Origin of the sequence: Paraburkholderia dipogonis (assembly GCF_046027395.1) — a bacterium.
GTDB lineage: Bacteria > Pseudomonadota > Gammaproteobacteria > Burkholderiales > Burkholderiaceae > Paraburkholderia > Paraburkholderia dipogonis_A.
In genome coordinates this window covers 1-25,875 of the sequence record NZ_JAQQEG010000054.1, presented here as the reverse complement: position 1 = coordinate 25,875, position 25,875 = coordinate 1, and the positions used below count along the sequence as shown (strand labels likewise).

Here is a 25,875-nt window from a genome sequence, read left to right as displayed (position 1 = left end):
CGCCGGAACAACTGTTGGTGCCCAGGAGAGGACTCGAACCTCCACGGTGTTGCCACCGCTAGGACCTGAACCTAGTGCGTCTACCAATTCCGCCACCTGGGCACGTCTTCAAGCTAGACCGCTATTTTAGCGTGATGATTTAGCGTGTCAATCCCCACCTGCAAACTAACTTCGCTTCAATCAACCGCCCGGATATCTCGTGTAATGAAGGGATACTTCACCGCTCGACAACCGTCCCGCCGACTGCTCATTTCCACCAGGTAATCCGCGCTGATAAACAGAATCGGATCACCTGGCTTCACACAAAAAATAAAGCCGCTCGTAAGCGGCTTTACTTTTGAATCTGGTGCCCAAGAGAGGACTCGAACCTCCACAGTGTTGCCACCGCTAGGACCTGAACCTAGTGCGTCTACCAATTTCGCCACCTGGGCAGGTGATGAACAGCGAAGAACGCCATTATAGCGACAGATTAGAACCTGTCAAGCGTTTCCCAAAACTCGCCTGAACATCGCGATGACGAGCGCGCGCGCGTCGCACGGTAAGCGCCCAGCGACTATTGACGGGCCGCTTGGCGCGCAAGACGGGTGTTAGAATGCCTCGCAGTAGTTCGTTGGCACGGTGCACACGCCCGTCGGACTCAGCCTTGAACGAGCCGGACCCGAGCAGTCTTTTCTGTGCATTTGCAGGTGCAATTCAAGCGCAACTGAAGCGCACCGTAATCGCTTCCTAAGCCGAGCCACATCGCCGACCGACGTCCATGCAACGAGAAAAAATCATCGACAAGCCCTTGAGCAAATTTCCGTATCCGATTCCAAGCCGCGAAGAAATCCTGGGCGTCCTGCGCACGAGTGAAGCGCCGCTTGCAGCGAACGACATCGCCGAAGCCCTGTCGATCAAACGCCAGGAGCGCGAAGGGTTTTTCAAGCGCTTAGGCGCGATGGAGCGCGACGGCCAGATCCGGCTCGATCAGCGCAATCTCTACCAACTGACTCATCCGTCGAACTTCGTCGCGGGCCGCGTGCAAGGCCATCGTGACGGCTACGGCTTTCTGATTCGCGACGACGGCCAGGACGATCTGTTCCTGCCCACCGCCGAAATGCAGAAGGTCATGCACAACGACCGCGTGCTCGCGCGCATTGTCGGCTATGACCGGCGCGGCCGTCCGGAAGGGCATATCGTCGAGGTCACGGATCGCGCCAACAAGCGCGTGATCGGCCGCCTGCTCAACGAGAACGGCGCGCTGATCGTCGCGCCCGAAGACAAGCGCATCGGCCATGACATTCTGATCCAGCAGAACACCAAGAAGGCCAAGGTCGGCCAGGTCGTGGTGGTCGAGCTGACCGATTTCCCGAGCCGTCATTCGCAGCCGCTTGGCCGCGTGGTGGAAGTGCTCGGCGATATCGACGACCCCGGCATGGAAATCGAAATCGCGGTGCGCAAGTACGGTGTGCCGCACGAGTTCAGCCAGGCCGCGCTCGACGAAGCCTCGCGCCTTCCCGACGAAGTGCGCCCGGTCGACGCGCGTCATCGCATCGATCTGCGCGACGTGCCGCTCGTCACGATCGATGGCGAAGACGCCCGCGACTTCGACGACGCTGTGTACTGCGAGCCGGTTCAGGTCGGCCGAGGCGACGGCTTCCGCCTGATCGTCGCGATCGCGGACGTCTCGCACTACGTGCACCCGAAGAGCGGACTCGACGCCGACGCGATCGAACGCAGCACCTCGGTGTATTTCCCGCGCCGCGTGATCCCCATGCTGCCGGAGAAGTTGTCGAACGGTTTGTGCTCGCTGAACCCGCACGTCGACCGTTGCGTGCTGGTGTGCGACATGATCGTCACCGCGCGCGGCGAAGTGAAGGCGTATCAGTTCTACCCCGGCGTGATGCACTCGGCCGCGCGTCTGACTTACACGGAAGTCGCCGCGGTGCTGAAGAACACGAAGGGTCCGGAAGCCACGCGCCGCGCCGCCTTGTTGCCGCAGCTGCAGAATCTGTACGGCGTGTACAAGTCGCTGTTCGCCGCGCGCCAGAAACGCGGTGCGATCGACTTCGATACGACCGAGACGTATATCGTTTGCAATGCGCAGGGCAAGATCGAACAGATCATTCCGCGTACCCGCAACGACGCGCACAAGCTGATCGAGGAATGCATGCTGGCCGCGAACGTCTGCGCGGCCGACTTCCTCAAGCGCAATAAACATCCGGGGCTGTTCCGCGTACACGCCGGACCGACCGCGGAAAAGCTCGAGAATCTGCGTACGTTCCTGCGCGGCATGGGCCTCACGCTGGCCGGCGGCGACAAACCGCACGCGAGCGACTACGCCGCCCTGATGGCGCAGATCCGCGACCGGCCCGACGCGCAGATGCTGCAAACCATGCTGCTACGCTCCATGCAGCAGGCGGTCTACAGCCCGGACAACATCGGCCACTTCGGTCTCGCGTACGAGGCGTATGCGCACTTCACGAGCCCGATTCGCCGTTATCCCGACCTGCTCACGCACCGCGCGATCTACGCGATTCTGCAAGGCCGCAAGTATCAGCCGGAGCCGCCGCAAGGCATCGAGCTGAATACGGCGCTCTCGCCGCGCGCTCGCGCCATGCAGCAGGCCGACGACGAAAAGCGCGGCCGTCAGCGCGGCAACAACGTGGCGATCTGGGAAGAGCTCGGTCTGCATTGCTCGGCCAACGAACGCCGCGCCGACGAAGCCTCGCGTGACGTCGAAGCGTGGCTGAAGTGCTACTTCATGCGCGACAAGCTCGGCGAAGAGTACGGCGGCATGGTCAACGGCGTCACGTCGTTCGGCATTTTCGTGCAACTCGATTCGCTCTTTATCGAAGGCCTCGTGCACGTCACCGAACTCGGCTCGGACTACTTCCAGTACGACGAGATCAAGAACGAGCTGCGCGGCGAGCGCACCGGAATTCGTTATCGTCTGTCGGATCGCGTGCGGGTGCAGGTGAGCCGCGTCGATCTCGATGCACGCAAGATCGACTTCCGGCTCGTGCGCGACACGCCGATCAAGCCGCCTTTGGTGCGTGGGCCGTCGGCCGACAAGTCGTCCGGTGAAAACGGTGGGGCACGCGTGCGTGCGTTGCCGCCGGTCGAAGGTGGCGCGGGAGCGCCGGGCGCGCGCCGCAAGAAGGCTGCGCCCGCGCAAACCGCGGCGGTCAAGGAAGCACGCGCTGCGCGTGGCGCGGCGAAGAAGCACGGCGCCGCGACCAAATCGGTGTCGAAACCGCAGGCACGCAAGAAGCGCTGAAGCCGCCTGCTTGCTTAAACCGCGCGCATCGGGCACGTAGCAACGTGCCCGATGCGCGCGGTCTGCGTTTCATCACCGTCAAGCATTCGAACACAGCAGCCGCAGTGCATCCATATAAGCACGCAAAGCACGCAGGTTCGTATTCATCACAGCAGCGCGCGTCGAACGCGCGCTCAATCAAAGGTTGTATCAGTCATGGCACGTCTCAAGGTTTTATACGGTTTCCACGCAGTGACCGCGCGTATCCGGCACGATGCATCGACGGTCGAAGAGGTCTATTACGACGCGACGCGCAAAGACCGTCGCATGACCGAATTCCTGCACGCGGCGAAAGAAGCCGGCGTGCGTCTGATCGCCGCCGACGAAACGCGTCTGTGGGGCCTCGCGCACACCGAGCGTCACCAGGGCGTGGTCGCGCGCGCGGGCGACATGCCGCTCGCGCAAAACCTGGCCGAACTGCTCGACGGCATCAACGGCTCGCCGCTGATTCTCGTGCTCGACGGCGTGACCGATCCGCACAATCTCGGCGCCTGTTTGCGCGTGGCCGATGCCGCCGGCGCGCACGCGGTGATCGCGCCGCGCGATCGCGCCGTCGGTTTGAACGCGACGGCCGCGAAGGTGGCGAGCGGCGCGGCCGACACCGTGCCGTACATCACCGTGACGAATCTGGCGCGCGCGCTGCGTGAGTTGAAGGATGCAGGGGTGTGGGTCGTCGGCACGGCTGGCGAGGCCACCAAGAGCCTCTACGACACGGAGCTGGACGGTCCGGTGGCACTGGTGATGGGCGCCGAAGGCGAGGGCATGCGGCGTCTCACGCGCGATACCTGCGACGTGGTCATGCAGATCCCGATGGCGGGCACGGTCGAAAGCCTGAACGTCTCGGTGGCGAGTGGCGTGTGCCTGTTCGAAGCGGTGCGTCAACGGGCGGTGAAGAAGTAATCCCGACACGACCGGCGCCAGCCTGCCACTCCGGTAAACTACCGTTTTTTACTGCTCGCCAGCCTTTCCCATGACTCAAGACGAACTCAAGCAACTGGTCGGCCAGGCCGCCGCCGACTACGTGAACGCCACCGTGCCCGAAGGCGCGGTGATCGGTGTCGGCACCGGCTCCACGGCGAACTGTTTCATCGACGCGCTCGCCGCCAACAAGGCGCGCTATCGCGGCGCGGTGTCGAGTTCGCTCGCCACCACCGCGCGGCTGCAATCGCACGGCTTCAAGGTGCTCGACCTCAACGAAATCGATTTGCTGCCGGTGTACGTGGATGGCGCCGACGAGATCGATCACAGCGGCGCGATGATCAAGGGCGGCGGCGGCGCGCTGACGCGCGAGAAGATCGTCGCGTCGGTGTCGGACGTGTTCGTATGCATCGCGGACGCCAGCAAGCTGGTCGAGACGCTCGGCAATTTCCCGCTGCCGATCGAAGTGGTGCCGATGGCGCGTACCGCGATCGGCCGCCGCGTCACGGCGCTCGGTGGCGTGCCGGTAGTGCGCGTCACGAAAGAAGGCGTGCCTTTCATTACCGACAACGGTAACGAAATCATCGACGTCAAGGGTTTGCGTATCAGCGACCCGCGCACGCTGGAAATGCATATCAACGCATGGCCGGGCGTGGTGACGGTGGGCCTGTTCGCCGGCCGTGGCGCGAATCTGTGCCTGCTCGGCACCGACACCGGCGTCGAGACGATCGAGTACAGCAAGGGCTGAGCAACGCTGCCCGAACGTCGCGAGCGGGCCTGGGTCGACCGGCTCGCGCGGACATCGAATGCGGAGCGCGCATCGACATGCCGCGTCGAGTTGCAATAGCGGGCGGCTTGCCTGATTTCCAGCGTCATCCGCTGCAAATACTGCTCCACTGAAGATTCCGTTTGTGCATCGGCCAGCGCCTGTTTTGCAAGACGCTGCGCCAATGCCGAATCGGCACGCAACGTGCCGATCGCATCAGCCAATGCCGTGACATCCCCGGCTTCACCAACCAGCCGTTGCGTCCGTGCCGCACGATCTCGGTCACGCCGCCGGGCGCATGGCAAGTCGAAGCAACGGGACACGCAGGTTCGCAATAGGCGAATCGCGACGTTTATTATTCGCGAGCTGTCACGCGTCGAATGTGGGCACGCGCACGCACAGCAGACGAGGCGCCACATACACTCGTTGCTAAGCCTAAGAGGCGTTAATTAAAAAACGAGGGGATCATGAAAGTGGCGATCGTGCACGACTGGCTCGTCGCGCCGGGCGGGGCGGAGAAGGTGCTTGAGCAGATCATCGAATGCTTTCCCGACGCCGATCTCTTCAGTCTTGTCGATTTCCTCGAAGACCGTCGGCCGCTAGGCGGCAAGCCCGTGACGACTTCATTCATTCAGCGCCTGCCATTCGCGCGACGTCGCTATCGAGCTTATTTGCCACTGATGCCGCTTGCCGTCGAACAATTCGATCTGTCCGGCTACGAGCTAATTATTACGAGTTCTTATGCGCTCGCCAAGGGCGTATTGGTCGGGCCAGATCAGACGCATGTGAGTTATGTGCATTCACCGATGCGCTTCGCGTGGGATCTGCAGCATCAGCACCTACGCGAAGCGAATCTGACGCACGGACCGAAGTCGTGGGCGGCGCGCGCCATGCTCCACTCTCTGCGCGGCTGGGACTCGCACTCGGTGAACGGCGTCGACCGTTTGATCGCGAACTCGCATTTCGTTGCGCGCAGCGTGATGAAAACCTACCGGCGCGATGCGGCCGTGATTCCGCCTCCAGTCGAGCTGCACGAATTCGGCCTGTGCACGCGCAAGGAAGATTTCTATCTGACTGCTTCGCGAATGGTGCCGGACAAGCGCATCGATCTGATTGTCGAAACATTCAATGCCACGCCGCACCGCAAGCTGGTCGTGATCGGCGACGGGCCGGAGATGGCGACGCTTCGCGCCAAGGCTCGTCCGAATGTGACGATCCTCGGCAATCAACCGTTCGAGGTGCTGAAGGACCATCTGCAACGCGCGCGAGCTCTTGTGTTCGCCGCCGAAGAGGACTTCGGCATCGTCGCGCTCGAAGCGCAGGCATGCGGCACGCCGGTCATTGCGTTCGGCAAGGGCGGCGCGCTCGAAACCGTGGTGCCGATCGGCGAAGCGCATCCCACCGGCGTGTATTTCGCCCGCCAGACCGTGGTGTCGATACTCGACGCGATCGAACGCTTCGAGCGTCAGCGCGACCAGATCACGCCGGCGGCCTGCCGCGCGAACGCGGAACGTTTTTCGGCAGCGGTATTCCGGCGCGCCTTCATGGCCGAGGTCACGCGGACGATCGCGTCGGCGGGTTTGCGTCATCGGATTGGAACAGTGGGGCGGGTCGAACCGGATCTCGCCACCCAGGACCTCCGCTGGCCCGGCGAGCCTGTGCAGAAGAGCAGTTGAGGCCGCTGACGTGCGCGAGCGCGATGGCGTCAGCCGGCCCGCGTAGGTTGGCGCGACGTCGCCGGGAAGTGGCAAGTCGTCTCATTATTCGCATATTGCGAAGTTCGCAATATGAGAATAAAATTGGTTCGTCGTACCGCAGTAAGTTGCAAATAGCCGTTCGGACTATGCCGTCCGGTCGGCTATCGGGTTCGATTCGCTCCGTTTAGCCTTGCAGTTGAAGCGCGCATGTTCAGTGCGCGAATATGTGCGAGGACATCGATGCGGGTCATTTCAAAGAAAGCGTTGCTGGACTTTATAAAGAGACATCCGGGGGCGCGCAGTGCGCTATTGACGTGGTATTCACTGGCGCAGGCATGCCTCGCGTATGGCCATAACGACCTGAAGCAGACGTTCGCCGCCGTGGACTACGTGCCGCCTCAATACACCGTTTTCGATGTAGGCGGCAACCGGTTCCGGATCGTTGCGGCGATTCACTACAACAGGCAGTCGTTATTCGTTCGTCATGTACTGACGCATGCGGAATACGACCTTTGGACGAGGAAGAATCTAAACTCATGAATGCCGATCGCCTTCCGGGAGCTTTTCCCGACATCGCTCAAACCTGGGCCGCGCTGCAAACGCAGTTGCCGATCACTCCCATTCGCAACGAGCAGGACTACCAGACCATGGTGCGGCTCGCCAACTCGCTCTCCGATCATCTGAACGGCAACGAGGAGGATCCGCTCTCCGATCTGTTCGCGATCGTGACCGACCTGATCGAAAGCTGGGAAGCGCATAACGTGACGATTCCAAAAGCGGAGCCGCGCGAGGTGTTGCGGCATCTGCTGGAAACGCATGGGCTCAAGCAGAAGGACCTGATAGGTATCGCGTCGCCTACCGTGGTGAGCGATATCCTCGCGGGCCGCCGCGCCATCAGCAAGAAGGTGGCGAAGGCGCTGGCCGTGCGTTTTCATACCGACGTTAGCGCGTTTCTGTAAAAGCCGCGCGGCGCCGGTCTTGTGCCGCGCCGTGCCGTTGTGCTGACCGGCAAGCTCTCTCGCCCCTCACCTCGTCCTTTCCACACCGCGCTGGCGGCATGTTCCAGGCCGTCGGCTTCGGTGCTTGCCGCATTGGCGTCGCTCCTGTTTCTACCGCGCGAATCACGCGTTCGAAGCTCGCGCGTTATTGCTTTGCGCGTCGACCTGCAGTAGCGCGTCAGCGGAATAGACCGTTGCGTCGATTGGTCAACGCATCGCTTCCTGCCATGCACCGCGCATTGCGCGCAAACCGACCCGCCATTTGCGAAGCGCAAGTGCGACGCCGCCGCGCTCGAATGCCAACGACAAGGCGCGCAGGAACCCTGGGTCCGCGCGATCGCCGATCAGCGTCGAGTAGATGACGAACGCCCATCGGCCAGGCGGCGTCAGGTGTTCCCACATGATGAGTCGGAGATTGAATGACGCGTTATAGAAGGCCGCGTCGTTGAAAGTGAAGCGCTGGTCTTCATCGCTGCGCAGGGCGGGGAAGTGCTCCACCAGCAGCGCCGGGTCGTAGATCAGCTTCCAGCCGCGCCGTTGCACGTCGAGACTGAAGGCCATCTCGCAGTGCACTTGTGCGCCGGTGCCGCGCAAGCGGCCGTCGAAGCGCAGCGCGCCGATCGCCTCGCGGCGAAACGACATGTTCACGCCTTTGAGCACCTGGACTTCGCGCGCGTTGCCGTGGCCGATATGGTGATTGCCGATGCTCCGCCCATACCAGCGCACGATGCCCACGCGCGGCTTCTGCCCCTGCGGGATGCCGTTACGTTCATGCACGATGTCGCGTCCGCCCAGGCCGCCGAGCGTCTCATCGCGTTCGAAGGCGCGCGCGATCCGCCCGACCCAGTCGGAATGTGGTGCGGCGTCGTCGTCGGTGAAGCAGAGCACGTCGCCGCTCGCGCTCTCGATGCCGAGGTTGTATGCGGCGACCACGCCCGGTTTGCGCACCAGCACGACCGCGCGGCGCGGATCGGGCCGGTTGGCCTCGCGGGTGCGCAGCCAGTCGAGCGTGGCGTAATCGTCGTGACGTGCGATCACGATGACTTCGTCGGCGCGGCGCTCCTGTGCGTCGAGTGCCGCGAGGCAGCGCGCCAGATCGGCGGTGCGTCGGTAGGTCGGCACGATCACGGAGACTTTCACGAACGGTTTCCGAATTGGCATGATCAGAACGCGTTGCGGCTGACAAAGCCCTTGAAGATCGTGATGAACACGATCTTCATGTCGAACCAGAACGACCAGTTATGGATGTAGAAGAGATCGAACTTGACGCGCGCTTCCATCTTTTCCACCTTGGTGGTGGCGCCGCGATAGCCGTTGACCTGGGCCCAGCCGGTGATGCCGGGCTTGATCCGGTAGCGGTACATGTAGCCGTACACCTGATCCTTGTACAGATCGTCGTGTTCGATCGCATGCGGACGCGGGCCGACCACCGACATCTGGCCGAGCAGCACGTTGAGAAATTGCGGCAGTTCGTCGAGACTGGTGCGGCGCATGAAGCCGCCGAGCTTCGTGACACGGGCGTCGTTGCGCGAGGCCTGGGTGAGCTGGCCCTGCGCTTCATGATGCACGGTCATCGAGCGGAATTTGTAGATCGCGAACGGCTGGCCGTCCACGCCCTTGCGCGTCTGACGAAAGAACACCGGGCCCGGCGAGCCGAGCTTGATGCCGATCGCGAGCACCACGAACACCGGCGCGAGCGCGAGCAGCGCGGCCGCCGCGAACAGGCGGTCGAAGATCAGCTTGGGCCACATCTGCGGCGACGAGAAGGGCGTCGCGCTGAGATTCAGCGTCGGTAAACCGACGACATCGACCAGCGCGTGATTGAAAAGCGAAAGGCTGCGTACATCGGGAATGAAGCGCAGATTCACGAAGTCATGCCGGAACATGCGCGTGAACCGGTAGATCGTATGTTCTTCGGAAAGCGGCAACGCGAGCCACACTTCGTTCACATGGTCCTCGCGCACCTTGGCGGCGAATGCGTTCAGATCGGTCAGGACCGGCACGCGTTTCAGACGCGCGCCGTACTTCCCGGCCGCTTCGATGCTGGTCTCGCAGCTTGTATCGAGCACGCAGACCGGTTTGAAGCCGGCTTGTGGTGCATGTTCGAGATGCGCAAGCAGCGTGCGCGTGAAGCCCGGTGCGCCGACGATCGCGACGGTGCGGTAATTCATCCCGCGGCTCCGCACGATGCGCAGCGCCACATGCACGAGGCACTTGGTGGCGATGATCAGCGCGCCGGAAATCAGCGTCGAGTAACCAAACCACAAGCGCGACACCGCATCCATGCGATGCAGCGTGAAGGCCAGCACGAGCGCGGTGAACACTACGACCATCCACGCGGCGGCAACCCTCGCCAGCATGGAGGGCAGCGGTTTGCCGCGCCAGGTTTCATAGACCCCGAAGCCGGGAAACAGCAACAGGAGGAGCACGCAGTTAAAGGCGATCAGAAGACGTTCGGTGTCCGAGAGCGCAATCGGCGTCGAGAACCGCATCCAGTGAGCGAGCAGCCCTCCCGCAATCACGAAGAGTACGTCGAGGAATCGCGCAGTATTCCTGAACATATTTGACTCTATTCATTAGTCGGACGAACCCGCGCTTTACTCGACGGTTTCAGCCTGGCGCAGACGCGGCAGAAGGCGGTCGAATTCGCGCTTGACGAGGCCATAGCATTCGCAGGCGCGTGCTTCGAGTCCCTTACGGTCGAGCACCTTGATGTGGCCGCGGCTATGATGGATCAGGCCTTCGTCGTGCAACTTGCCGGCCGCTTCGGTAATGCCTTCGCGGCGCACGCCGAGCATGTCGGCGATCAGTTGCTGGGTCACGGTCAGATCGTTCGACGCCACGCGGTCCACTTCGATCAGGAGCCACCGGCACAGTTGCTTGTTCAGCGCGTGATGGCGGTTGCAGGCAGCCGTTTGCGCGACTTGCGTGAGCAGGGCGTGCATGTACAGCAGCATCAGGCGGCGCAGGAAGTCGGAGCGGGCGAACTGCTGCTTGAGCGCCTGTGCGCTCATGCGGTAAGCGAACCCGGCGCATTGCACCTGCACGCGGTTCGGCATGGTTTCGCCGCCCGTGAGCACCGGCACGCCGGTCATGCCTTCGCGGCCGACCGCGGCGATTTCGACCGAGCTGCCGTCTTCCATCGTCGAGAGCATCGAGATGATCGCGGTGGTCGGGAAGTAGACGTGATGAATGCGCTGACCGGAGTCGCACAGCAATTGCTCGGTGCGCAGATGAACCAGTTCGAGATGGGGAGCCAGCGCCTGCCATTCATGGGACGGCAATGCGCCGAGCAAATGGTTACCGTGCAAATCGGATTGAAGTGTCAACATGATCGGTCCTCGCGTGAAAGTCGCGCTCTGCGTGACTTTCTGTTTTTGATCCGATGCCTGCATCCCTTTTAGCGACGTGCTGCCTGGCGAGCAGCGAAGGATGAACAGGACCGGCCCCGTATTGGCCTTGGTGCGCCGCCGCCATTGTTGTCGATCTCTTTGCGGTGACGCGGTGTTGCGCTCTTCTATTAGCGAGGAGCGTGCCAGCGATAGGGAAAACGAGCGCTGGTGCGGGGTAACGCACCAAGGCTTAGCGCCGCGCGAAGCCAAACGTCACTTTTTGTTTCAAATCTGCACAACGTCCTGGCGGCCAGCGTGCGCCTGTCAGGCACTTCCTGTTCCGCGCAAGTCCTTGATGGAATTGGGTTGGCGGGTGCTGGGAGGGGCTCGACGGCACTTGTCTCAGCGTTGAATCAGCCCTTCGACGCACGTTGTCATGCGGCGTCCGGGATGTGCCGGAATTGATTCAGATGTGTTCAACACGCTTGGTTCGGTGCCGTACGGATGATGTTTTTGGCGAGCCAAAAGTCTGAGAAAAACCAACAGTGATTCCGCAGACCAGACAGATGGATACGCGCAGCGCGAGGTTTTACGCGCCTTGCGAAAGGGTGGTTAGAGCAGGGAGACCTTCAGCCGTAGAAGATGGCGGATATCGCATTGACCGCGCGAACTTCGCCCGCGGGCGCCGCGCATGTTGCATCAGCTTTAAACACGGCATTCGATGCGTGAGCAACGAATCTTTCCGGCGGCGTGAGTGGAATGAGCGGTACGACGCAAGACCGGTTCGGCGGCAGATGAAACCAGTCGCGCGCGGCCCTATAGTGTGTGTCAACGATATGAACGAAGCGCACAAAACGCTTCGCTTCGAGCACGAGCTGCCAGCCGTCGCCGTTGCGCTCAGCCGTGACCGTCAAGCCCAGATCGTGGCGCTCGCTCACGCGCCGCTCCGGCAGATGAAACGCTTCCGCAACGATCTGGCCGCTCGCCTGGTCGCGCAGCGTGGCGATCGTCACGTCGTGCGCGCGCGGGCCGAAGCGGTACGCGTGGGTGAAATCGAAGAACTGGCCGAGGCACGCGGCCGCGCTGAGACGCTGCACGCTGTGCGGCGCCAGTTCCACCTCGCAGCTTGCGGAGGCGACCTTGACGCTGCCGTCACGCAGGCAGACCAGTTCCAGTTGCGCGCGCAACGGCTGCGCACGTTCGTTCAGCAGATGAATATCGAGGCCGTTGAGGCCCTCGTCGGTCATGACCATCTGAATGGGTTGGAGTACTTGCGCGAGGCCGTGCAGGGCGCTTTTAGGCCGTCCTGTGGCGTCGATCAAGCCCCAGCCCGCGCCGGGGCGCAAATCCTGAAGCTGCCAGACCAGCGCGCCAGCGCAGGTGGAACCGGTGCGGCGCCATTCGGCGAACACGTCGCCCATCACTTCGGCGACTACCGCGCGCGACAGGTCCAGATAACGCTCGGGGTCTTCGTAGCGCAAGTGCGCCGGCTCGACACCGTATAACGTCTGCAGATAGTGGTCGCGCACGTCGTCGAAATCCCAGCCGGCGCCGGGGTCGCGCGGCACTGCGGCTTTCCAGCGCGGATCGTGCAGATGAATCGTGCCGAGCGCGTCGTGCAGGGTGGCGTCGTCGGGCACGTTCGCGAAGGCGAGGCATTCGGCGGCGAAGCGCACCTGCGAGCGGCGCACGTCGTCGAGCGGACGCTGATAGGCGCCCACGCCGTAGTAGTGAGTGATGCCCTCATTAGTCGAAAATGGCCACGTGCCACCCGAGGGCGAGTTGCTGACATACGGCACGTCGGACCGTTCACGCGCGACGATGGCAGGCAACTGTTCGGTAAAGAGTGATTGCGCGCGCATCGAAGGCGGCAGGCCGAACATGGCCGCCTGCTGGTCGACCTCGCTGCCGCCGCACAGCACCGCGAGCGAAGCGAAGCGTCGTGTGCGCGTCAGGAACTGCGTGGCTTCGCGCTCGATCGACGCGGTGAATGCGGCATCGTTCGGATAGTCGAAATTCGCCAACGCGAAGTCTTGCCAGACCAGCATGCCGTATTCGTCGGCGAGTGCATAAAACGCGTCGGACTCGTACAGCATCGTGCCGCCCACGCGCAGCATGTTCATGCCCGCGTCGCGGGCCAGCGTGAACGCGTGGCGCAGTTGTGCCTCGCTGCCGCCGAGCGTGACGAGGTCCGCGCTGGTCCAGCATGCGCCGCGGCAGAACACCGGCAGGCCATTGAGGTGCAAGGCGAAGGCCATGCCGTCCGCGCCGTGATCCACTTCAATACAGCGGAAACCGACCGAACCCAGCGAGTGCGATGTCGCGTGCCCGTCACCAAGCTGCAACGTCAATGGATATAAAGTGGGCTCGCCGTGGGTGTGTGGCCACCAGCGCTCGGCACCCGGTACGCGTACGCGGCCGGTCAGTGTATATGCATCGCTCCATTGCAAAGACGAAACAGCATCCCCGCATTTAAGCGAGGCGCGGCACGTCGCGTCATCGTGCGGATGAACGAAACGTAGCGTGAGCGAAACAAGGCCGTCGTCGTGATCGAGCCGGCTCGACACGTCGACGGTGTCGAATGCATGGGGCGCGTCACTCAGCAGTTCAACGGGACGCCACGGGCCGACCGCTTGCACAGAAGGACACCAGCCAGGCATATGGCCGAGCAGGGTGGTGCGCACGTTGCGCAAGGTGGGCGGCGACACGAGCCGTGGACGCCAGCGCGCGCGTGAACGTTTCGCCGTCAACGCCGGGGTGAGAGAGCGGAAGCACAACGCGAGCGTCGCGCTGCCGTTCAGTTCGATGTCGAGATCGTGCGCGACGAACATCGAATCGGAGTCGAGTTGCTTGACGCCGTCGAGCCACACTTCGGCGATGGTGGCGAGGCCATGCAGACGCAAGCGGCGTTCGCCGGTGCCTTCGAGTGAGAGGCGATACCAGTGGTCGTCGAAGGCAAGTGGTGGTGGATGCGCGATGTCCAGGAGACCTGCGGCACGGCGCGCGCTCGCGACGGTGCCGGGCACTTGCGCGGCGAGCCAGCCGTGCGCGGGTAAATCGGCGGGCGACGCGCACGCACCCGCCGGCGTGCTGACACATTGCCAGCCGATGTCGAGGCGCCGCGGCCAGAGCGTCTGCGATGCTTGTGCCGATGTGACATCGACATCGGCGTGCGCGGCTTCGTGAGGCGCGGCCACGAGCACGCCGCTCGCGCCCCCTTCATCAGGCACCAGGTCTATCGTCAGTGCATCCACGGCAAGTTCCCGAGAAGTCCGCGAAGCCGCGCACGGCGCGTCACAGCACCAGCGCGGCGAGCGGTGGCAGCGTCTTTTCGTAAGCGCTTTCGATCACGTCGAAGCAGTCGTCGCACAGATCGCGGCGCCCGCGGGCAATCGCCCGCACGAGCCGGAACTGCATCACCATCGACTCCGACGCGATGCTTTGCGCCGCCGCCGGAATCGCTGCCGGCACCTCGAAGCCTTGCGCGGAGAGCCACAACAGATACTTCGAGAGAAACTCGAAGTTCGCGCCGAGCTGCCGCATCAGGTTGAACGAGTACGGGTGGAAGAACTTTTCGCCACGTTCGAACAGCGTCTCGAGATGCGCGGGAAACGCGGCACGCCATTGCGAAATCGGATTCGTCAGCGGCCGGCGCCCGAGATGCGCGCACAGCAGTTCCGCCGACGCTTCGGCCAGCGCGGTGCCTTCGAGCGCGGGCCGCGCCTGTTTGGCGAATTCCACGTACGGAAACAGCAGATCGGGCTGCTGCTGGAACTGCGGCAGCTTGCGAAACACGCCGTCGTAGTCTTCACCGTCGAGCAGGTGATAGCCGGTGTTGTGGAAATAGCCGAGACGGCGCGCGTCCGGATCGATGAAGTCGATGCCCACCGTGGTTTTTGGATGCTCACGCCGGTACGACGTGGCGCGCGTGTTCGGCAGGTAATAGCCATCCACTTCCACCAGCACGGTATGGCCGCGCAAGGTCTGCGCGAGCACGCGCGCTTCAAGCGAATCGTAGATGGCCAGTTCCTGCACCTGGGTGCCGTAGAGCCGGTCGAGGTCTTCGAGCGGAAACTTGAAGAACGTGAACTGGTCGCCTTCGAAATCCTGCGTGACGGTAAAGCCGAGCGCGGCGCGCGGGTCGAGCCCGAAGCCGTGCAGCAGTTCGATCCACAGATCGACGTAGCAGTTGGTCTCCTGCCACACGCGCTCGCCCTGATGCAGCGCATGCGGCGCATGCTCGCGCAAACGCGCGGCGGGCGCGGCAACGGCGCCGCCCGCGGCGGCCAGATCGACGCGCCGGTTCAGCAGGAAAGCGCCGTGCGCGCCGTTCGGTACGGGTGTCAGCGACGGATTCATACGCACTCTCCGGTGCCGTGCTCCGCTTCGTCGGAAGCCGGTTGCATGGTGGCGAGGCCATGCGCCACGCGCGCTTCGGTATCGCCCCACAGCAGCGCGCGCACATCGCCCGGCCACGCGTTCACATCGAGCCCATGATGACGGAATAGCGCGAGTGTGATCCGTTCCATGCCGAAACCGACACAACCCGTATGCGCCACCGCGCCGTCTTCGCACGCGATCTTCCAGATCGCGCCGAAGTGTTCCATGTGATAGTTGAACGACAGGCAAGCCGTCTTGCCGCGCGGATCGGCCACCGGAATCAGCAGTTCGAATTTGAGCGCCTGGGCACGCTGGCTATCGGCGACGATCTTGCCGCCGCGGCCGAAGAACGGATCGTTGGCGAGATCCACTTCGACCGGCAATTGCAGCAGCTGCACCAGCAGCGAGCCGCGTTCGATCCACATCTGCCGGAACGCCATCACCTGTTCGGCGCTGCCGAGGCGCACGTATTCGCGCTGGCGGAACATCTGCATGCGGCCGGGATCGAGCGACGGCTCGTGACGGAAGCAATACGACAGCACGTCGATCGTGCGGCCGTTAGCGGGCAATGGACCGCGGCGCGCCATCACCGGATAGATCGGATAGCAGGCGGCCGGTGTGAGCACGACACGGGTCGGCTTCTGCTGCGCCATCCAGTCGTCGCTGCGATCGTCGTCGCGTTCCGTCATGGCGTCGTCGAGCGCGCGCAACAGGCGCTGGTGGCCCATGTCGTTGCCGCAGAACGAGTGGATCGTGCCGGCCAGATTCGGGAAGCTCTTCAGATACTCGCTGTCTTCGAAGTCGGTGCGGCGCATGGCGGGCGGAAAGCGCAGCACTTCCGGCTGCTGGTCCGCGCCCAGATGCGTGATCGCCACGTTCAGGCGATCCACCACGTCTTCGAAAACCTGACTGCGGCCGTACAGGCCGTTTTCGCCGGTGTCGATCAACAGGCCCGCGGCCAGCAGTTCATCGCGAAAGCTCGGCGCTTGAGCTGCCTGAGCGGCGGCGGCAAGAGCGGCGGTATCGGTCATCGTGTTCATATCAGGCTCTCCCCGGGGCGGCAGGACGTTGCGCGAGCAACAGGCTCGCGGTGTTCTGCGCGATACGGTCGTTATTGATCATCAGCGGCGCGGAGTGCAGGTCGCGCAAATGGCGCCCGACGCTGTACGGTGTGCCGTTCTTGTAGCCCGCCATGCCGCAGATCATCAGCACTTCGTGCACGACCTGCAGCGCAGTGGTGGAGATGCTCGTCTTCAGCGTGTTCATGTCGGACGCGAAGCCGAGCATGGCCGCGAGCGGCGCATCGGCCTGCGAGCCGCCGTGGCGTGCGAGATGAGCGGCGCGTGCCGCCTCCAGCGCGACCGCGAGACGCGCCTGCATCATCTGCAACAGACCGACCGCTTCAGCGAGGCGCAAACCGGATGGGGGAACCACACCAGGCTTCGAACGCGCTTGTGCGCGGAAGAACGCTTTCGCGCGATTCACGGCGTCGCTGGCCACGCCGGTCCAAACCGAGGCCCACAGCGTGTGCGAGACCGGCAGCATGGTTTGATCGGCGATCTCGGCGAAGGGCGTCGGCAGAATCTGTTCGGCCAGTCCCGTGGCGACGAGCCGGAAGCCCTCGCTGCAGGTGCCGCGCATGCCCATCGAATCCCAGCCGCCGCGTTTTTCCAGTTGCGTATCGGCACGCAGCGCGACGATCAGTACCTGATCGGCGGCCGCCGACTCGGCGGTGCGGCGCGCGGTGACGAGAATGCCGTCGGCATGCGCGCCGTAGGAAATCGTCGGTGCGAGCTTTTCGATGCGAAAGCGCGCAGCGTCGAGTTCGACCGAGCAGGCGCTAGTGCGCATATTGCCGCCGATGGTTTCCTCGGAAGTGGCCGACGCCAGCAGCCACTGATGCTCGACCAGTTGCGTGAGCAACTGCCGATGCCATACTGCGTCGCTGCCATGCGCCTCGATGCACGCCACCTGGATCTGATGCATCGCATACACCATCGCGGTGGAGGCGCAGCCTTGCGCGAGCGTTTCGCAGATCGCGCCGACGTCCGCGAGCGACAGGCCCGCGCCGCCGAATGCGGCCGGCACCATCGCCGAGAGCAGGCGCTCGTGCTTGAGCGCGTCGAACGCTTCGCTCGGGAAGCGCGCTTCGCGATCCACCGAGTCCGCGAACTGCGCGGCTACCGCCGCACAGCGTTGCGCGGCCGCGCGCCAGCCGGGTTCGGTTTCGACGGCAGTCAGCACGACCGATGCGTCGGGAGCTTCTACCGCATCGCGCGCCTGCGTAGCGGCGGCTGCCGCCGCCGCGTCCAGCAGCGGGGCGTTCATGCTGCCGCCTTCGCCTGTTGCAGCTCAGTGACCGCGGCGGCCATCGAATCGATGCTGGAGAACAGGCGCCGTGTCAACAGACGGTCCGGAATTTCAATCCCGAATTCATCTTCGATTGCCAGCATCAGATGCACGGTCGCGAGCGAGGAGAGGCCCGCGGCGTACAGGTCGGCGTCATCGGCCAGGGTGTCCGCCGGGACATCCAGGCGAGCCGATTCGGAAAGGATGCGTCGCAATGCGTTTTTCATGGTGTGGTCCCCTGTTGTTTAACGGTATTGATTGTTGCGGACATCGATCCAACGCACGTGATCGTTATTCGTGTTCATTGCCGCAGCGCACGCCGGCGGAGTCCATATGCCGGGTGCGGCGCGTTCACATTGACCGCGTGCGCTTTCGGGCGGCTTTCTGCATGCCGCGCCCCGATGTCTCCGTATTTAAGAATTGTCAAAGCCCAGCGTCAGTGCGATGGCGCACGGAACCACGAGTTTCGCGGACGTACCGTGTAGCCATCAGAACGGGCCGGCTCAGACAGCCAGGTCGTAGAAGCCGGCGCGCGATGCCGGCCTCATTGAACTTACTGACCGCTGGGGAACGTGATGAACTGGAAAACGCTGGAGTTCGATCAGCTTTCGGCTCGCGAGTTGTATCTGATCTTGCGGGCGCGCAGCGCGGTGTTCGTGGTCGAGCAATCGCATGTCTGTCTCGACGCCGATGGCCGTGACGAAAACGCGTTGCATGTGTTCGCCGTGGAGGACATGGCGCGGTCGATGCCGATTCTTGCCTACGCGCGCCTGCAACCCGGCGACGCGGAAGATCCGGAGATCACCATCGACAAGGTGCTGACGAGCCCGCTGCGACGCGGCGACGGCACCGCCGAACTATTGCTCGAACGCGTGCTGCAGGCGATTGTCGACCGTTGGCCGGGCCATGCCGCGCGTGTCAGCGCGCCGCTCGGGTTGCGCGGCTTCTACGAACAATTCGGCTTTCGCAAGACGGAAGGGCCCTATCTCGAACACGGCGTGCCCTTCATCGGCCTGACGCGCCAGGTGCGCGGCAGCCAGCCGCTTTTCGGCGGGCGGCGCCGTGAGCGCGACAGCGCGGCGCTCGTCAATACGTTCGAGTTGCTGTGATCAGTGCGCGCTCGTTACGCCTTCCAGCGCACAGGTTGCACTTCCGAAGCTGACGCCACGCGAGAGCGATGTGCCCGCGGCCGCGCAGGCCGCGCGCGCTTCTCCTGTCACGTGCTGCTCGTTGCGCGCTCGACGTTCGCGCTGCGCACGTCGCATGGCAACGGACTACGCTGTCTGTTTCTAATGACGCGTACGACATGCATTCGCCTTTGAATCGGACTCCGAGACAATGTGGCGGGACGTACATATCAATCATGCAACGTTTGTTGTAATGGCTTGAAAGCGGGGACCTGGTGAGGAGCGCAGCGTGAGGTCAGTAAAGCGTGCGCGCGGGTTCCGTCTATTCGGGGGAAGCGTTATGCATGCGCGAGGATTGTCCAGCGCACAGACGCTTACGGGGGAGCGCGTAGTGAACAGTCAATCCGAGTTGGACCGCATCAACCGAGTTGCATGGAATTCGTCGGACGCCGAGCGCGTTTTCATGCTCGACAAGACCTACTCCGACCCCGGCGAACGGGCTGCCTTTGCCTGGCTCGCGCAGCGATGCTCGGGTGAGCCCTTGCTCGATATCGGAATCGGCACCGGCCGCACGATTCCGTTGATGACGGCGATCTCCGACGACTACACCGGCGTCGACTACACACAAAAGCTGCTCGATCTCGCGAAGGCGCGCTATCCCGAACGCGACCTTCGGCATATGGACGCGCGTGACATGTCCGCGCTGCCTTCGGACCATTACGGGCTCGCGCAATTCAGCTGGAACGGGATCGACTGCGTCGACTATGACGATCGCGTGAGGATTCTCGAAGAGATGTATCGCGTGGTGCGGCCCGGCGGTTATGTGCTGTTTTCGTCGCACAACCGCGGCGGCCCCGGCTACGGCGAAAACATCTGGCAACTGCTGCCGAAATTTACGTTCAATCCGCTCAGACTCGGCTGGCGCACGCTACGCTCGGCGCGGCGTTTACAGCTCGGCACGCTGAACTATGTGCGCAACGCAAAGCTGAATCACGACTACGGCAGCTATGCGGTCAACACCGCGGCGGCCCATAACTTCGGCATTGTGATTGTCTACACGACGCTGCGCGAGCAGCGCCGGCAACTGGCGCAGGTCGGCTTGCAATGCGACGCGGTGTTCGACAGTTCCGTGGGCAACCTCATTGCCGACGATGTGGAAGCGAGCGACGCGTGGTGGTTTCACTTCATCGCGCACAAACCGCTCGCCGCTTGCCGCTTCGATTGACGGCGGCGACTGGACGAAGGCCTGGCTTTACACGTAGCACGCAGGGCAACATAGAAAACAATGCGCCGGACCAGCTTGACCGGACAGGGGACTCGCACATGAATCGCATCGTAGAACCAGGCAATCCGCTTGCGTCGACCGGGGGCGTCAGCGAAACGGCCACGCGTTTATCCGTGCAGCCGGTGATTCTCGCAGGCGGCTCGGGCACACGATCGCGGCCGTTGTCGCGCGAGCGCAATCCGAAGCCGTTGACCGGCCTGATGGGCGACGAGTCGCTGCTCGAAACCACGTTGAGCCGCCTCGACGCGTCATTCGCCGCGGCGCAACGCACGATGCCGGCATTCGGCACGCGCTCCATGGCAGTGCCGCTGGTGGTCTGCCGCGAGGATCTGCACCTGCAAACGCTCGAACGCCTGGAGCGGCTCGAACGATCGGGCCGGCCAGTGCGCATGGTGCTCGAGCCGATGTCGCGCAATACCGCGCCCGCGCTGACCGTCGCCGCGCTCGCCGCGCGCGCGGCGGCTGTGGAGGGCGACGATCCGCTCATCGTGGCGTTGCCGGCGGACCATCTGATTGCCGATCACATTGCGTTCGGCGCGGCGCTCGCCGAGGCGCTCGAACACGCGGCGCGCGGCGCGATCGTCACGCTCGGCGTGCCGCCGAAGCGCGCGGATACCGGCTACGGCTATATCCGCACGGGAGCGGCGCTCGGCACGCGGGGCGCGCGCGCCATCGAGCGGTTCGTCGAGAAGCCCGATCCGGAACTGGCCGAGCGCTATGTCGCTTGCGGCAATTACTGGTGGAACAGCGGCATGTTCGTGGTGCGCGCTTCGGTGTGGCTTGCGGCGATCAAGCGCTGCCAGCCGGCGATCGCCGAGGCCTGCGCGGCCGCGTTCGAACGGGCCACGGTCGACGGTGGCGGCGCGCTGCATCTCGCGCGCGATGCGTTCGCCCTGTGCCCGTCCGATTCGATCGACTACGCGGTGATGGAGCGCGTCGCCACCGACGCGCGGTTGGTCGGCGTCGCCGTGCCGTTCGCCGCGGATTGGTCGGACGCGGGCGCCTGGGATCCGGTGGCGCGCGTCAAGCGCGGCGAGGAATGCTTCCTGCTCACGGAGAACCAGTCGACGTACATTCCGCTCGGCGTCACGCACCGGCTCGAGAATCCGGGCAAGACGCCGCTTGAAATGATCGAAGTGCAATCAGGCGGCTATTTCGGCGAGGACGACATCGTGCGCTTCGACGACCAGTACGGTCGCGTTCAGGAGACCGGCCATGCAGGCAACGGTACTTCACGCTGAGGCGCCGCGCGCCTCGCAGGCGGCTTTCGACGAGCGGCGCTTTCGCCACGCGTTGGGACGCTTTGCGACCGGCGTCGTGGTGATCTCGACCGGCAGCGGCGACAGTTTGCACGCGATGACCGCCAACGCCTTCATGTCGGGTTCGCTCAAGCCGCCGCTGATCGTCGTCTCGGTCGGGCACCGGGCGCGCATGCACGAGCGTCTGATGGACAGCGCGCTGTTCGGCGTGAGCGTGTTGTCCGAGGCGCAGGAGCCGCATAGCCGCCACTTCGCCGGCGAGCCGCAGAGCTTGCTCGCGCCGCGTTTCGCGGCGGTCGACGGACTGCCGGACGTGGTGCTGCTCGACCACGCGGCGGCGCGTTTCGCGGCGCGCGTGGTGGACCGGCATCCTTGCGGCGACCATACGCTGTTCGTCGGCGAGGTGCTGGTGTTCTCGCTCGATGAACACGCGCCCCTGATTTTTTTCGGCGGCCGTTACGGGTCGGTGACGGCGCCGGGCTCCATTCAGAGCTCGACGTCGGCTTCGACGCAGGACTCGCCACCGCTTGCCGCGAGCACTCGCTGATGCGAACGTCATTCGTCGTTTCCCGCCAGGTCCTATCCGCCGAGGCAGGGTGGATCAGACAAATCGCCTCGCAACGTGCGTCTTCGCACTATGCAAATTCTGCAATGCAGGCACGCTTGAGACGCAAGCTTATGGCCCGTCAAAATATGCGGCGTTACAAGGAAGAAACAATTCTTCAGAGGGATAACCCTGTCAGGAAGTTTCCCAACTGGCGCAACCGTTTTGAAGCTAGCAACGTATCGTAGAAGAACTAAGTGACATCAATAAAACGACGTAAAAGGGCCGCTTGATCAACAGGCTACGCGGGGGCAAACACCGCTTCGGGGAGAGTGTCATGGAACAGGCAAACAAAGATCGATCGCTCGTGAGCAAAGTCATGGATGGACTGGTCACGGGCATCGTCGAAGAGAAATACGGCGCCATACTGCCACCGCAGGATGTGCTGTCGAAGGAGTTCGACGTCAGCCGCACCGTCATGCGCGAGGCGCTGTCGATGCTGCTCGCGCGCGACATGCTGGACGTGCGACCGAAAATCGGCACGCGCATCCGGTCGATGAGCGATTGGCGCATGATCGACGAAGACGTCGTGAACTGGCGTTTTCGCGCGAAACCCGATCCGCTGTTTCTGCGCGACGTGATCGAGTTTCGCATCCTGATCGAACCGCGCGCCTCGGCGCAGGCGGCCGCGCGCGGCAGCGCGGCGGATATTGCCGCGATCCGCGAGGCGTTCGAGGCGTTCCGCACGATCCGGCCGGGCGAGCCGGGCTATCAGGAAGCGGACGAACTGTTCCACACCCGCATCGTGGTGGCGAGCGGCAATCAGTTCTTCAAGCAGATGGCGGCGATCATTCGCGGCGCGCTGTCGACCGTCAATCCCATCGTCACCGACAGGGACGGACTGTGGGAAACCGCGGTGAATTCCCATCAACGCGTGGTCGAAGCGATCGAACGGCGCGATCCGAAGGAAGCGGAAATCGCTTCGCTCGCAATGATCGACTACACCGCGGAAGAGGTCAGCGGCCACTTTTCAGCGGACCCGCCGGCGCACGACTGAGCGTCGCCGCCGCGGCGGCATGCTGGGTCTTTGGTATTTCCTTGCGAGACTGTGGGGCAGAAGGCGCGAGTTCACGTCCACGCGAGAGCGTGCGGCATGCGCGACAATAGCGCCTGTTCTGAACTGCATGGACTCGAAGGAACGATGACAATCGCAACGCAGGAAATCCCCTCGGGCGGCACGATCCGTTGGGGAATCGTCGGGACGGGCCGCATTGCCCGTCGCTTCGCACAAGGTCTCGCTCATGTGCCGCACGCGCAACTGACCGCGCTGTGGTCACGCCGCGCGGAACCGGCTATGGCTTTCGCCGGGGAATTCGGCGGCGAGGTGTGCGCGAGTTTCGACGCGCTGCTCGCCAGCGGGATCGACGCGCTCTATATCGCCACCGTCCAGGACAGTCACGCCGACTACGCGATCGCCGCGCTGCAAGCCGGTCTGCACGTGCTGTGCGAAAAACCCGCCACCATCAATCAGCCGCAGCTCGAGCGCGTGCTCGATGCCGCGCGCGCCGCGCAACGGCTGTTCATGGAAGCCATGAAGCCACCCTTTTATCCGCTCTACAGAAAGTTGCGCGCGCATCTAGACGCCGATCCGATCGGCGCAGTCGGCCTGGTGCGGGCCGGCTGTTCGGTGCCGGGCGTGCCGGACGATCACCCGTCGCTGTCGTTCGAGCATGCGGGCGGGGCGCTGCTCGACATCGGCATCTACGAGATGTTTCTCGCCGTCGACTGGCTCGGCGCGCCGCGTGAGGTGCAGACGCTCGGGCGGCTCGGGACGACGGGCGTCGATACGTTCGCGAGCCTCAACAGTCAGCACGAGGGCGGCATCGCCCAGCTGTTTTGTGGGCTCGATCTGCACGGCAAGGGCGATGCACTGCTGATGGCGAAAGGGGGCCACGTCACGATTCACGAGCCGTGGTGGAATCCGTCGCGCGCGACGATCCGTTATACCGACGCGCGCGTGGTCGAACTCGACGAGCCGTTCGAAGGCGGCGGCCTGAACTACGAGACCGCGCACTTCTGCGAGTTGATCCGGACGGGGCAGGTGGAAAGCCCGGTGATGCCGCATAGCAAGTCGTTGCAGATGATCGCGATGGCTGACGCGGCGCGCGCGGCGCTCGGGCTGAAGTTCGCGGGCGAATGAGGGCGGGTTGAGCATGCGTCGAGGCGCGCGAGCCAGTACAGCCGCCGTGCCAGCCTGCTATTCCGCGATCGCGATCCGCTGCCGCTGTGGCCGCGTTGCGTCCAGCAGCGGTGGTAGGATTTGCGCGGGCATGCGGAAAGAAAAACGCTGCACGTGCCCGCTGCTTTCGAATTCCTTCCACTGGAGCCGCCTGCCATGCGCATGCTCGGAAAACTATGGCGCGACAACAAGAGCCTCGTCGCGTTTCTCTTCCTGATGGTGCTGTTTCGCAGCGCCGTGGCCGACTGGAACGTCGTGCCGAGCGGCTCGATGCTGCCGACCATCCGCGAGGGCGACCGGATCTTCGTCGACAAGATGGCCTACGATCTGCGCGTGCCGCTCACGCACATCGCGATCGCGCATCTGCACGATCCGCAGCGCGGCGATATCGTGACGATCGATTCGTCGGCGGCGCATGAGCTGATGGTCAAGCGTCTGATCGGCTTGCCCGGCGACAGCGTGGCGATGCGCGAGAACGTGTTGTATGTGAACGGTGTACGCGCCGACTACCAGCCGCTGAAGCTCAAACCGCTGCCCGGCGACGCCGCGTCGCCCGGCGATTATCTGACCGAGCGCTTCGACGGCGTCGCGCATACCGTGCGGCTCGCGCCGCAAGCGCCGAGCCCGCGCGACTCGTTCGGGCCGGTGATCGTGCCGCCCGGCGAGTATCTGATGCTCGGCGACAATCGCGACGACAGCGCCGATTCGCGTTACTTCGGCTTCTTTCCGCGCAAGGAATTGATGGGCCGCACGCGTCACGTCGCGTTTTCGCTCGACCCGGATCATTACTACGCGCCGCGCTTGGAGCGCTTCGGTGCGCCGCTGGATTCGGCGTCGCCGGTCGCCAGCCGTTAAGTCAGATGCGCCGGGTGCTCAGTGGCGCGACGGCAGCGCAAGGCGCCGTTCGTACCAGCGCTGTGCGCTTTCGAGCACCTGGCACAGCACCCAGTAGACCGCGGCCGCGGCGAGATACAGCGGCAGCGGTTGATAGGTCGAAGCGATGATTTCCTGCGCGCTGCGCAGCAGTTCGGTCATGGTGATCACCGACACCAGCGAGGTGTCCTTGATCAGGCTGATCAGGCTGTTCGACAAACTCGGCACGGCAATGCGCAAGGCCTGCGGCGCGATCACGTAGCGCAGCGTCTGGCGGCGCGAGAGCCCTAGACTATAGGCGGCGAGCCACTGGCCCTGGTGAATTCCCAGGATCGCGCCGCGCATGCTCTCCGACAGATAGGCCGCCACATTCGCCGACAAGGCGATCACGCCGGCCGGCGTCGGATCGAGTGAAATGCCGAAACTCGGCAAGCCGTAATAGATCACGAAAATCTGCACCAGCAGTGGCGTGCCGCGCATCACGCTCACGTAAATGCGCGCGATCCAGTTCAGCACGCGGTTGTGGCTGACGCCCATCAACGCGAGCAAGGCGCCGGCAATCAAGCCGAAGATCATCGACAGAACCGCGAACTTGACCGTCAGGACGGCGCCCTGCGCGAGCACGGGAAGCGATTGGACGAGCAGGGAAGTGGTGGACATGAGCTTGGCGGTGGTCGGGTTGGCGCGCAAAAGCGCACATCATAAACATTGCTGTATAAGCGCGAAGGGGGGGGGGGGGGGCCCCCCCCCAACCCCCCGGGGGCATCGCCCGCCCACCCAACCCCCGGGGCGGGGGGGCGGCGGCGGTTT

General features: G+C 63.8%; 22 protein-coding genes and 2 tRNA genes. 13 read left to right on the top strand and 11 right to left on the bottom strand.

Annotated elements, in window-relative coordinates; genetic code table 11:
* Window positions 1-15: 15 nt before the first annotated feature.
* Window positions 16-102: transfer RNA gene (locus tag PQR32_RS37140), tRNA-Leu, on the bottom strand.
* Between the two features lie 242 nt (window positions 103-344).
* Window positions 345-431: transfer RNA gene (locus PQR32_RS37135), tRNA-Leu, on the bottom strand.
* Between the two features lie 326 nt (window positions 432-757).
* On the opposite strand from PQR32_RS37135, the gene rnr reads away from it, so the two are divergent.
* From rnr to PQR32_RS37105, 6 genes are all read left to right on the top strand, one after another.
* Window positions 758-3,259: a ribonuclease R gene (gene rnr, locus PQR32_RS37130; RefSeq protein ID WP_408239405.1), complete on the top strand. Its 2,502-nt coding sequence runs from the start codon at window positions 758-760 to the stop codon at window positions 3,257-3,259.
* 195 nt (window positions 3,260-3,454) lie between these two features.
* Complete coding sequence (gene rlmB, locus PQR32_RS37125; RefSeq protein ID WP_408239402.1) at window positions 3,455-4,198, top strand: 23S rRNA (guanosine(2251)-2'-O)-methyltransferase RlmB; 744 nt, start codon at window positions 3,455-3,457, stop codon at window positions 4,196-4,198.
* Window positions 4,199-4,268: 70 nt separating this feature from the next.
* Window positions 4,269-4,964 (top strand): ribose-5-phosphate isomerase RpiA, encoded by a 696-nt coding sequence (rpiA, locus tag PQR32_RS37120; RefSeq protein ID WP_408239399.1) that lies wholly within the window; start codon window positions 4,269-4,271, stop codon window positions 4,962-4,964.
* A 485-nt stretch (window positions 4,965-5,449) separates the two neighbouring features.
* Window positions 5,450-6,658 carry a glycosyltransferase family 4 protein gene (locus PQR32_RS37115; RefSeq protein ID WP_408239396.1) on the top strand — a complete coding sequence of 403 codons (1,209 nt, stop codon included), beginning with the start codon at window positions 5,450-5,452 and terminating at the stop codon, window positions 6,656-6,658.
* Window positions 6,659-6,919: 261 nt separating this feature from the next.
* On the top strand, window positions 6,920-7,219 hold the full coding sequence (locus PQR32_RS37110) for a type II toxin-antitoxin system HigB family toxin (protein WP_408239393.1): 300 nt from the start codon (window positions 6,920-6,922) through the stop codon (window positions 7,217-7,219).
* A complete protein-coding gene (locus tag PQR32_RS37105) occupies window positions 7,216-7,638 on the top strand; it encodes a helix-turn-helix domain-containing protein (protein ID WP_408239390.1) in 423 nt (140 codons plus the stop codon). The genes PQR32_RS37110 and PQR32_RS37105 overlap by 4 nt, the downstream gene beginning before the upstream one ends.
* A gap of 246 nt (window positions 7,639-7,884) precedes the next feature.
* Here the strand turns inward: PQR32_RS37105 and PQR32_RS37100 are convergent, their stop codons facing one another.
* The 8 genes from PQR32_RS37100 to PQR32_RS37065 form a co-directional block, all read right to left on the bottom strand.
* Window positions 7,885-8,838 (bottom strand): glycosyltransferase family 2 protein, encoded by a 954-nt coding sequence (locus tag PQR32_RS37100; protein ID WP_408239387.1) that lies wholly within the window; start codon window positions 8,836-8,838, stop codon window positions 7,885-7,887.
* A 2-nt stretch (window positions 8,839-8,840) separates the two neighbouring features.
* A complete protein-coding gene (locus tag PQR32_RS37095) occupies window positions 8,841-10,238 on the bottom strand; it encodes an undecaprenyl-phosphate glucose phosphotransferase (RefSeq protein WP_408239384.1) in 1,398 nt (465 codons plus the stop codon).
* Window positions 10,239-10,274: 36 nt separating this feature from the next.
* Window positions 10,275-11,009 carry a Crp/Fnr family transcriptional regulator gene (locus PQR32_RS37090; RefSeq protein ID WP_006048767.1) on the bottom strand — a complete coding sequence of 245 codons (735 nt, stop codon included), beginning with the start codon at window positions 11,007-11,009 and terminating at the stop codon, window positions 10,275-10,277.
* 629 nt (window positions 11,010-11,638) lie between these two features.
* The gene (locus PQR32_RS37085) at window positions 11,639-14,263 is read right to left on the bottom strand and encodes a glycosyl hydrolase 2 galactose-binding domain-containing protein (protein ID WP_408239381.1); all 2,625 of its coding nucleotides are present in this window, start codon (window positions 14,261-14,263) and stop codon (window positions 11,639-11,641) included.
* A gap of 40 nt (window positions 14,264-14,303) precedes the next feature.
* Entirely contained in the window at window positions 14,304-15,368 is a 1,065-nt protein-coding gene (locus PQR32_RS37080; RefSeq protein ID WP_408239378.1) for a DUF1839 family protein, read from the bottom strand.
* Window positions 15,365-16,429: an amino acid--[acyl-carrier-protein] ligase gene (locus PQR32_RS37075; RefSeq protein WP_408239375.1), complete on the bottom strand. Its 1,065-nt coding sequence runs from the start codon at window positions 16,427-16,429 to the stop codon at window positions 15,365-15,367. Before PQR32_RS37075 ends, PQR32_RS37080 begins: the two co-directional genes overlap by 4 nt.
* 1 nt (window position 16,430) lies before the next feature.
* Window positions 16,431-17,717 (bottom strand): acyl-CoA dehydrogenase family protein, encoded by a 1,287-nt coding sequence (locus PQR32_RS37070; protein ID WP_408239372.1) that lies wholly within the window; start codon window positions 17,715-17,717, stop codon window positions 16,431-16,433.
* A complete protein-coding gene (locus PQR32_RS37065; protein ID WP_408239369.1) occupies window positions 17,714-17,965 on the bottom strand; it encodes an acyl carrier protein in 252 nt (83 codons plus the stop codon). The genes PQR32_RS37070 and PQR32_RS37065 overlap by 4 nt, the downstream gene beginning before the upstream one ends.
* 348 nt (window positions 17,966-18,313) lie before the next feature.
* Between PQR32_RS37065 and PQR32_RS37060 the strand changes: the two genes are divergently transcribed.
* The 7 genes from PQR32_RS37060 (at window position 18,314) to lepB (ending at window position 25,047) form a co-directional block, all read left to right on the top strand.
* Complete coding sequence (locus PQR32_RS37060; protein ID WP_408239366.1) at window positions 18,314-18,847, top strand: GNAT family N-acetyltransferase; 534 nt, start codon at window positions 18,314-18,316, stop codon at window positions 18,845-18,847.
* Between the two features lie 409 nt (window positions 18,848-19,256).
* A complete protein-coding gene (locus tag PQR32_RS37055) occupies window positions 19,257-20,090 on the top strand; it encodes a class I SAM-dependent methyltransferase (protein ID WP_408239363.1) in 834 nt (277 codons plus the stop codon).
* A 98-nt stretch (window positions 20,091-20,188) separates the two neighbouring features.
* Entirely contained in the window at window positions 20,189-21,391 is a 1,203-nt protein-coding gene (locus PQR32_RS37050) for a sugar phosphate nucleotidyltransferase (protein WP_408239360.1), read from the top strand.
* Entirely contained in the window at window positions 21,366-21,956 is a 591-nt protein-coding gene (locus PQR32_RS37045; protein WP_408239357.1) for a flavin reductase family protein, read from the top strand. The genes PQR32_RS37050 and PQR32_RS37045 overlap by 26 nt, the downstream gene beginning before the upstream one ends.
* Before the next feature lie 334 nt (window positions 21,957-22,290).
* A complete protein-coding gene (locus PQR32_RS37040) occupies window positions 22,291-23,010 on the top strand; it encodes a FadR/GntR family transcriptional regulator (protein ID WP_408239354.1) in 720 nt (239 codons plus the stop codon).
* Window positions 23,011-23,154: 144 nt separating this feature from the next.
* Window positions 23,155-24,153, top strand: a complete 999-nt coding sequence (locus PQR32_RS37035) for a Gfo/Idh/MocA family protein (RefSeq protein ID WP_408239351.1) — start codon at window positions 23,155-23,157, stop codon at window positions 24,151-24,153.
* 195 nt (window positions 24,154-24,348) lie between these two features.
* Window positions 24,349-25,047, top strand: coding sequence for a signal peptidase I (lepB, locus tag PQR32_RS37030; RefSeq protein ID WP_408239348.1), 699 nt, complete (start codon window positions 24,349-24,351; stop codon window positions 25,045-25,047).
* Between the two features lie 18 nt (window positions 25,048-25,065).
* Here the strand turns inward: lepB and PQR32_RS37025 are convergent, their stop codons facing one another.
* Window positions 25,066-25,725, bottom strand: coding sequence for an amino acid ABC transporter permease (locus PQR32_RS37025; protein WP_408239345.1), 660 nt, complete (start codon window positions 25,723-25,725; stop codon window positions 25,066-25,068).
* Between the last annotated feature and the right edge of the window lie 150 nt (window positions 25,726-25,875).

Bases quoted from the DNA above. Each gene is read 5' to 3' on its own strand.
- PQR32_RS37080 (WP_408239378.1), bottom strand. From the start codon at position 15,368: ATGAATCCGTCGCTGACACCCGTACCGAACGGCGCGCACGGCGCTTTC.
- PQR32_RS37115 (WP_408239396.1), top strand. From the start codon at position 5,450: ATGAAAGTGGCGATCGTGCACGACTGGCTCGTCGCGCCGGGCGGGGCG.
- PQR32_RS37090 (WP_006048767.1), bottom strand. From the start codon at position 11,009: ATGTTGACACTTCAATCCGATTTGCACGGTAACCATTTGCTCGGCGCA.
- PQR32_RS37110 (WP_408239393.1), top strand. From the start codon at position 6,920: ATGCGGGTCATTTCAAAGAAAGCGTTGCTGGACTTTATAAAGAGACAT.
- PQR32_RS37040 (WP_408239354.1), top strand. From the start codon at position 22,291: ATGGAACAGGCAAACAAAGATCGATCGCTCGTGAGCAAAGTCATGGAT.
- PQR32_RS37100 (WP_408239387.1), bottom strand. From the start codon at position 8,838: ATGCCAATTCGGAAACCGTTCGTGAAAGTCTCCGTGATCGTGCCGACC.
- PQR32_RS37070 (WP_408239372.1), bottom strand. From the start codon at position 17,717: ATGAACGCCCCGCTGCTGGACGCGGCGGCGGCAGCCGCCGCTACGCAG.
- rpiA (WP_408239399.1), top strand. From the start codon at position 4,269: ATGACTCAAGACGAACTCAAGCAACTGGTCGGCCAGGCCGCCGCCGAC.
- PQR32_RS37095 (WP_408239384.1), bottom strand. From the start codon at position 10,238: ATGTTCAGGAATACTGCGCGATTCCTCGACGTACTCTTCGTGATTGCG.
- rlmB (WP_408239402.1), top strand. From the start codon at position 3,455: ATGGCACGTCTCAAGGTTTTATACGGTTTCCACGCAGTGACCGCGCGT.
- PQR32_RS37105 (WP_408239390.1), top strand. From the start codon at position 7,216: ATGAATGCCGATCGCCTTCCGGGAGCTTTTCCCGACATCGCTCAAACC.
- PQR32_RS37035 (WP_408239351.1), top strand. From the start codon at position 23,155: ATGACAATCGCAACGCAGGAAATCCCCTCGGGCGGCACGATCCGTTGG.
- PQR32_RS37075 (WP_408239375.1), bottom strand. From the start codon at position 16,429: ATGAACACGATGACCGATACCGCCGCTCTTGCCGCCGCCGCTCAGGCA.
- PQR32_RS37060 (WP_408239366.1), top strand. From the start codon at position 18,314: ATGAACTGGAAAACGCTGGAGTTCGATCAGCTTTCGGCTCGCGAGTTG.
- rnr (WP_408239405.1), top strand. From the start codon at position 758: ATGCAACGAGAAAAAATCATCGACAAGCCCTTGAGCAAATTTCCGTAT.
- PQR32_RS37025 (WP_408239345.1), bottom strand. From the start codon at position 25,725: ATGTCCACCACTTCCCTGCTCGTCCAATCGCTTCCCGTGCTCGCGCAG.
- lepB (WP_408239348.1), top strand. From the start codon at position 24,349: ATGCGCATGCTCGGAAAACTATGGCGCGACAACAAGAGCCTCGTCGCG.
- PQR32_RS37065 (WP_408239369.1), bottom strand. From the start codon at position 17,965: ATGAAAAACGCATTGCGACGCATCCTTTCCGAATCGGCTCGCCTGGAT.
- PQR32_RS37050 (WP_408239360.1), top strand. From the start codon at position 20,189: ATGAATCGCATCGTAGAACCAGGCAATCCGCTTGCGTCGACCGGGGGC.
- PQR32_RS37045 (WP_408239357.1), top strand. From the start codon at position 21,366: ATGCAGGCAACGGTACTTCACGCTGAGGCGCCGCGCGCCTCGCAGGCG.